This window comes from Streptomyces sp. PU-14G, from assembly GCF_041028275.1.
Taxonomy (GTDB): domain Bacteria; phylum Actinomycetota; class Actinomycetes; order Streptomycetales; family Streptomycetaceae; genus Streptomyces.
Window position 1 is genome coordinate 48,680 of the sequence record NZ_JASKYT010000008.1, and the last position, 6,505, is coordinate 55,184.

At 73.7% G+C, this 6,505-nt stretch carries 6 protein-coding genes; 3 read left to right on the forward strand and 3 right to left on the reverse strand.

What is annotated here, in order from left to right; translation table 11 throughout:
• Positions 1-480: 480 nt before the first annotated feature.
• From AB8Z75_RS02240 to AB8Z75_RS02250, 3 genes are all read right to left on the reverse strand, one after another.
• Positions 481-1,644 carry an acetyl-CoA C-acetyltransferase gene (locus AB8Z75_RS02240; protein ID WP_369199622.1) on the reverse strand — a complete coding sequence of 388 codons (1,164 nt, stop codon included), beginning with the start codon at positions 1,642-1,644 and terminating at the stop codon, positions 481-483.
• A gap of 46 nt (positions 1,645-1,690) precedes the next feature.
• Complete coding sequence (locus tag AB8Z75_RS02245; protein WP_369199623.1) at positions 1,691-2,290, reverse strand: TetR/AcrR family transcriptional regulator; 600 nt, start codon at positions 2,288-2,290, stop codon at positions 1,691-1,693.
• 88 nt (positions 2,291-2,378) lie between these two features.
• A complete protein-coding gene (locus AB8Z75_RS02250) occupies positions 2,379-3,179 on the reverse strand; it encodes an SDR family oxidoreductase (protein ID WP_369199624.1) in 801 nt (266 codons plus the stop codon).
• Positions 3,180-3,372: 193 nt separating this feature from the next.
• Here AB8Z75_RS02250 and AB8Z75_RS02255 point away from each other — a divergent pair, with 193 nt between their 5' ends.
• Genes AB8Z75_RS02255 through AB8Z75_RS02265 form a run of 3 tightly spaced genes read left to right on the forward strand, consistent with a single transcriptional unit; the run spans position 3,373 to position 6,488 of the window.
• Positions 3,373-4,278: an enoyl-CoA hydratase gene (locus AB8Z75_RS02255; RefSeq protein ID WP_369199625.1), complete on the forward strand. Its 906-nt coding sequence runs from the start codon at positions 3,373-3,375 to the stop codon at positions 4,276-4,278.
• Positions 4,279-4,280: 2 nt separating this feature from the next.
• Entirely contained in the window at positions 4,281-5,441 is a 1,161-nt protein-coding gene (locus AB8Z75_RS02260; RefSeq protein WP_369199626.1) for an acyl-CoA dehydrogenase family protein, read from the forward strand.
• A gap of 6 nt (positions 5,442-5,447) precedes the next feature.
• Positions 5,448-6,488 (forward strand): acyl-CoA dehydrogenase family protein, encoded by a 1,041-nt coding sequence (locus tag AB8Z75_RS02265; RefSeq protein ID WP_369199627.1) that lies wholly within the window; start codon positions 5,448-5,450, stop codon positions 6,486-6,488.
• Positions 6,489-6,505 lie beyond the last annotated feature (17 nt).

The window sequence follows — 6,505 nt, forward strand, 5'->3', positions numbered from 1 at the left end:
TGGCTAGCGTCGCAGCCGACCGATGGGCCAACAGGCCCGCTCGGTCGCCCAGTTGCCACCGAACGAACTGAAGGTACCTCTTCCATGACCGATGTGACCGTGGACCCCGACGAGGCCGCACAGCTCCGCGCCAAGATCATCGACCAGCTGCGGGCCGAAGACTGGACGGTCCGGGGTCGCTGGTCTGGTGATGTGTTCGGGTGAGTGAACTCACGCCGTGTACAAGTGCCTTATCGGGCGAGCAGTGGTCGTTGTCCGGGCCTGTGATCACTGCGTGGAGCCGTCGCCGCGCCGCTCCTCGGGGAGGGATCACCGGGATCGCCGAGCGCGCCGCAGCGATGGCACCGGGCGTTGACCAGCCCGTCAGCGTGCGCACCGGGGGGCGCCCCCGCAGGGGCGTGCGGGACTGCGCTACCGGCCTCAACGAACCCGCGGCCGAACAGCAGCCCCAGCGACCCCGGGCCGCTGAGCCCCGAAGGGCTACACCCGTTCGACGATCGTCACGTTCGCCTGCCCACCGCCCTCACACATGGTCTGGAGCCCGTACCGCCCGCCGCTGCGCTCCAACTCGTGGAGCAGCGTGGTCATCAGCTTGGTACCGGTGGCACCCAACGGGTGCCCCAGCGCGATGGCGCCGCCGTTGACGTTGACCTTCTCGGGGTCGCAGCCGGTGTCCCTGAGCCAGGCCAGCACCACGGAGGCGAACGCCTCGTTGATTTCGACGAGGTCGATGTCGTCGAGGGTCATGCCGGCCCGCTTGAGGGCGTGCGCGGTCGCCGGGATGGGCGCCGAGAGCATGCGGATGGGGTCCTCGCCGCGCGCCGAGAGGTGGTGCACGCGGGCGCGCGGGGTCAGGCCGTGGACGCGCACGGCCTCTTCGGAGGCGAGCAGCACGGCGGAGGAGGCGTCGGAGATCTGCGAGGAGACGGCCGCGGTGAGCCGTCCGCCCTCCACCAGCGGGTCGAGGGAGGCCATCTTCTCCAGGGTGGTGCCGCGCCGGGGGCCCTCGTCGGCCGCGTGGTCGCCCCACGCCGCGGTCTCCCGCTCGAAGTATCCCTGATCGAGCGCGCGGACGGCGCGCTGGTGCGAGCGCAGGGCCCAGCGTTCCATCTCCTCGCGGCTGATGTCCCACTGCCGGGCGATCATCTCGGCGCCGTGGAACTGGTTGACGGGTGCGTCGCCGTAGCGGGCCCGCCAGCCGGTGGAGCCGTGGTAGGGGCCTTCGGTGAGGCCGAGGGGGTCGCCGGCCTGGCGTGAGGCGTAGGCGATGGGGATCTGCGACATGTTCTGCACGCCGCCGGCCACCACCAGGTCCGCGGTGCCCGACATGACGGCCTGGGCGGCGAAGTGCAGGGCCTGCTGGGAGGAGCCGCACTGCCGGTCGACGGTGACGCCGGGCACCGACTCGGGCAGTCCCGCGGCCAGCCAGGCGGTGCGGGCGATGTCCCCGGCCTGCGGTCCGACGGTGTCGAGGCAGCCGAGGACGACGTCCTCGACGGCTTCCGGGTCCACGCCTGCCCGCTCGACCAGCGCGCGCAGCGTGTGCGCGGCCAGGTCCGCCGGGTGGACGCCGGCGAGCGCGCCGCCGCGCTTGCCGACGGGGGTCCTGACCGCTTCGACTATGTAGGCCTCGCCGCGGGACATCCCGTTCACACTCCTCGCTTGGGTGGGGCCACCGGGCACGTGCGCCTCAGGTGGCGATTCCGTCGAGCACCATCGACGTGTACTGTTCGGCGATCTCGGCTGCGCTCTTGCGTCCTTCGGGCCGGAACCAGACGGCGGCCACCCAGACGGTGTCGCGGACGAACCGGTAGGCGACGGGCACGTCGAGGCCGGCCCGGAAGCTGCCGTCGGCCACGCCGCGCTCCAGCGTGCGGGTCCACAGTTTCTGGAACCGTTCCTGGGAGTCGGCCAGGTAGCGGAACCGCTCCTGGGAGGCGAGCCGGCGTGCTTCCTTCTGGTAGATGACGACGGCGGGGCGGTGCCGCTCCATCTGCCGGAACGACTCGGTGACCAGCCCTTCGAACGTGGCGCGGGGTGACGCGCCGGTCTCCTCGATCCGCTGGTAGCCCTCCCACAGGTCGGTCAGGAAGGCGCTGAGGATCTCGTCCGCCATCGACTCCTTGGAGTCGAAGTGGTAGTAGAGGCTGCCCGCGAGCATCCCGGCGCGGTCCGCGATGGTGCGGACGGTCGTGGCGTTGTAGCCCAGCTCCGCGAACACCTCGGCCGCGGTCGCCAGCAGTTCGGCCCGGCGCCCGGCGCCCTGGGGGGTCTTCTTCGGCGTCACCATGCGTCCATTGTCCGTCGGGCGGCGTACGCGCTGGTCATGCCCGCCGCTGCCCTCACGGCTCTCACAAGCCTCACAGCTTTCACGGGCCTCACGGGTGCCGGCTGCTGACCGCGACGGCCTCGCCTGTCATGTACGAGGAGTAGTCGCTGGCCAGGAAGACGATCACGTTGGCGACCTCCCAGGGTTCCGCGTACCGGCCGAACGCCTCCTGGGAGGTCAGCTCGGTCAGGAGTTCGGGGGTGGTGACCTTCACCAGGTTCTCGTGCAGGGCAAGGGAGGGCGAGACGGCGTTGATCCGTACGCCGAGTTCGGCGGCCTCCAGCGCGGCGCAGCGGGTCAGCGCCATGACGCCGGCCTTGGCCGCCGCGTAGTGCGCCTGCCCGCGCTGGGCGCGCCAGCCGACGACCGAGGCGTTGTTGACGATCACTCCGCCGCCGGGCTGGTCGCGCATCGCGCGCAGGGCCGCGCGGGTGCAGCGGAAGGTGCCGTTCAAGGTGACGTCCAGGACGCGGGACCACTGCTCGTCGGTCATCTCCACGACCTCGGCGGTGCCGCCGAGCCCCGCGTTGTTGACGAGCACGTCGACGCGGCCGTGGTGGGTGGTGCAGGCGTCCAGGAGGGCGTGCACCTCGTCCTCGTCGGTGACGTCGCAGCGCACGGCGTGCACCCGCTCGGGCCCGAACTCCGCCGCCAGTGCCCGCGCGCTCTCGCCGAGGCGGCGTTCGTGGGTGTCGCCGAGGACGACGCCTTCGGCGCCTTCCTCCAGGACGCGGCGGGCCGTCGCCCCGCCGATCCCGCTCCCGGCGGCGGCGGTGACGACGACGGAGCGGCCGGCCAGCAGCCCGTGCGGGGCTGGGCAGGCGGGCGGGGTGCTGCTCGCTCGGATCACGCGGGGCCCCTTCTCGGTTCGCGGTCCACTTCTCGGTTCGCGGTCTTCCGCGGCTTCTCGGTTCGCGGTCTCGCTCGGCCGGCTCCGCCGCCTGGAGGGTCTCGACGTGCCGTCGGGGCCAAGCTAATCTACCAAACACTTGTTAGGGAAGCCCTCGCCGAGGAGAGCACGCGAGCACCGAGGAGAGCAGCCCATGCCCGACGACACCCCGACCAGCCCCGGCGCGGCCGACGTCGTGACCTACGAGCGCGTCGGCGCGCTCGCCCGCGTCACCCTCAACCGTCCCGCCTACCGCAACGCGCAGAACTCCGCGATGACCTACGCACTCGACGCGGCCTTCCAGCGCGCCGCCGACGACGACGAGGTCCACGCGCTCGTCCTCGCCGGCGCGGGCAAGCACTTCAGCGCCGGACACGACATCGGCACCCCCGAACGCGACGCCCACCTGACCTTCCCCCGCAAAGCGGGCCTGTGGTGGGATCACGTCGGCAAGGAGGGCGCCGACGCGCGGTACGCCCGCGAGTCCGAGGTCTACCTGGGCATGTGCCGCCGCTGGCGCGAGCTGCCCAAACCCGTCGTCTGCGCCGTGCAGGGCGCCTGCGTGGCCGGCGGCCTGATGCTCGCCTGGGTGTGCGACCTGATCGTGGCCAGCGAGGACGCCTTCTTCGCCGACCCGGTCGTGCGCATGGGCATCCCCGGCGTCGAGTACTTCGCCCACCCCTGGGTGATGGGGCCGCGCCTCGCCAAGGAGTTCCTCTACACGGGCGAGCGGATGAGCGCGCGGCGCGCGTACGAGATCGGGATGGTCAACCGCGTCGTCCCGCGCGCCGACCTCGCCGCCGAAGCCGACGCGCTGGCCGCCCGCATCGCCGAGATGCCGCGCTTCGGACTCGCCCTCACCAAGCGCGCCGTCAACCAGGCCGAAGACCTGATGGGCTTGCACAGCGGGCTCGACTCCGTCTTCGGACTGCACCACGTGGCGCACGCGCACAACGCCGAGACCGGGGCCGACTCGCTCGGCGGCATGGACGCGCGCGCGATGCGGGACGCCTCGCGGCGCGAGGCCGCGCCCCCGGCCGACGCACCCGAGGGAGCCTGACCATGGATCTGGACCTCACCCGGGCCGAGGAGGCGTTCAGGGCCGAGGCGCGGGCCTGGCTCGCCGCTCACGTGCCCGCCGAGCCGCTGCCCTCCATGGAGACGGCCGAGGGCTTCGCCGCCCACCGCGACTGGGAACGCCTGCTGTACGACGGCGGCTGGTCCGTCGTCTCCTGGCCCCGCGCCTTCGGTGGCCGCGAGGCGAGCCTGACCGAGTGGCTGCTCTTCGAGGAGGAGTACTACGCGGCCGGCGCTCCCGGGCGCGTCAGCCAGAACGGCATCAACCTCCTGGCCCCCACCCTCTTCGCCCACGGCACCGAGGAACAACTGGCCCGCATCCTGCCCGCGATGGCCTCGGGCGAGACGATCTGGGCCCAGGCCTGGTCGGAACCGGAAGCGGGATCGGATCTGGCCTCGCTGCGCTCCCGTGCCGAGCGCACGGACCGCGACGGCGGCGGCTGGCTGCTGAGCGGCCAGAAGACCTGGTCGTCGCGGGCCGCGTTCGCCGACCGCGCCTTCGGACTCTTCCGCACGGAACCGCAGGCGGAGCGGCACCGGGGGCTGAGCTACCTGATGTTCCCGCTGGACGCGGAGGGCGTCACCGTGCGGCCCATCGGGCGGCTGGACGGCAAGCCCGCCTTCGCGGAGATCTTCCTCGACCGCGTGTTCGTGCCCGACGCGGACGTCATCGGTGAGGCCGGAGCGGGATGGCGCGCCGCCATGTCGACCGCGGGCAACGAGCGCGGACTCACCCTGCGCTCACCCGGGCGGTTCACGGCCGCCGCCGCACGCCTGCGGGAACTGTGGCGGCAGCACGCCGACCCGGCAGACACCGCGCGCGCCGGGCAGGTGGCCGACGTGTGGATCAAGGCCCGCGCCTACCAACTGGCCGGCTGCGCGGCGGCGTCCGCGCCCGAGGACCCGCGGGCAGCGATCCCCTCCTCCATGAACAAGCTGTTCTGGTCCGAACTGGACATCGAACTCCACGACACCGCCCTGGACCTGCTCGGGCCCGGCACCGCCGAGATCACCGAGGGGCTGGAGGAGTCCGCCTGGCTGGACGGCTGGACCTTCGCACAGGCGGGCCCGGTCTACGCCGGGACCAACGAGATCCAGCGCGACATCGTCGCCGAGCGCGTGCTCGGCCTGCCGAGGGGACGCTGAACAGCCATGCGCCTGCTGCCCGACCAGGACCAGCTCGCCTACGCCGAGACCGTGCGCCGTCTCCTCACCGACGCCGCGCCGCCCCAGGCCGCCCGGGCCTGGGCCGCGGGCGACCACGGGCCGGGGCGTGCCCTGTGGCGTTCCCTCGCCGGGACCGGCCTGCCGGCCCTCGCCGTCCCCGAGGAGTGCGGCGGCCTGGGCTGGTACCCCGCCGAACTGGCCGCCGCGTTCGTCGAGATCGGCCGCGCCGGAGCGCCGGGGCCGCTCGTGGAGACGGTCGCCGTCGCGGCGGCGCTGCCGGGCACTTCCGCCTGGAGCGAGGGGCTGCTGACGGGCGACCGGCTGGTGACGGTCACCGACCCCGCGGCTCCGGGTTACGCGGTCGACGCCCACGCCGCGGACGCCGCCTTCGTCCTGACGCACGGGACGGGCCCGTCCCGTGCGCGCGGGGACGGCGCCTCCAGGCCGCAGAGCAGAGCCCCAGCCGGGGTGAACCCCCCGGCGCTCTTCGCCGCCGCCTCGCACGGCGCCCCGCTGCCGTCCGTCGACCCGACCCGGCACCTGGTCCGGTGCGCCCCCGGCGAGGCGGTGCCGGGCGACACCGGACGGCTGCGGGCGCTGGCCACGCTGCTGACGGCCGCGCAACTGCTGGGCGCGGGCCAGGCGCTGCTGGCGGGCAGCGTGGAGTACGCCGGGGCGCGACGGCAGTTCGGGAGGGCCATCGGCTCCTTCCAGGCCGTCAAGCACCAGTTGGCGGACGCCGCCGTCGCGCTGGAGTTCGCGGCGCCGCTGCTGCGGGGCGCGGCACTGGCCGTACGGGGGGACGCGGCGGCGGACCCGCGCGACCTGCCCGCCGCCAAGGCGGCCTGCACGCGGGCCGCCCACCGCGCGGCCCGCACCGCGCTGCGGGTGCACGGTGCCGTCGGCTACACCGACGAGTACGACCTCACCCTGCTTCTCCGCAAGGTCCACGCCCTGCAGACGGCCTGGGGCGCCGAGGCCGCCTGCCGAGCCGCCGTCCTCGCCGGGAGCCTGCTGCCCGGCTGACCCCCCGGGGGCCGGGT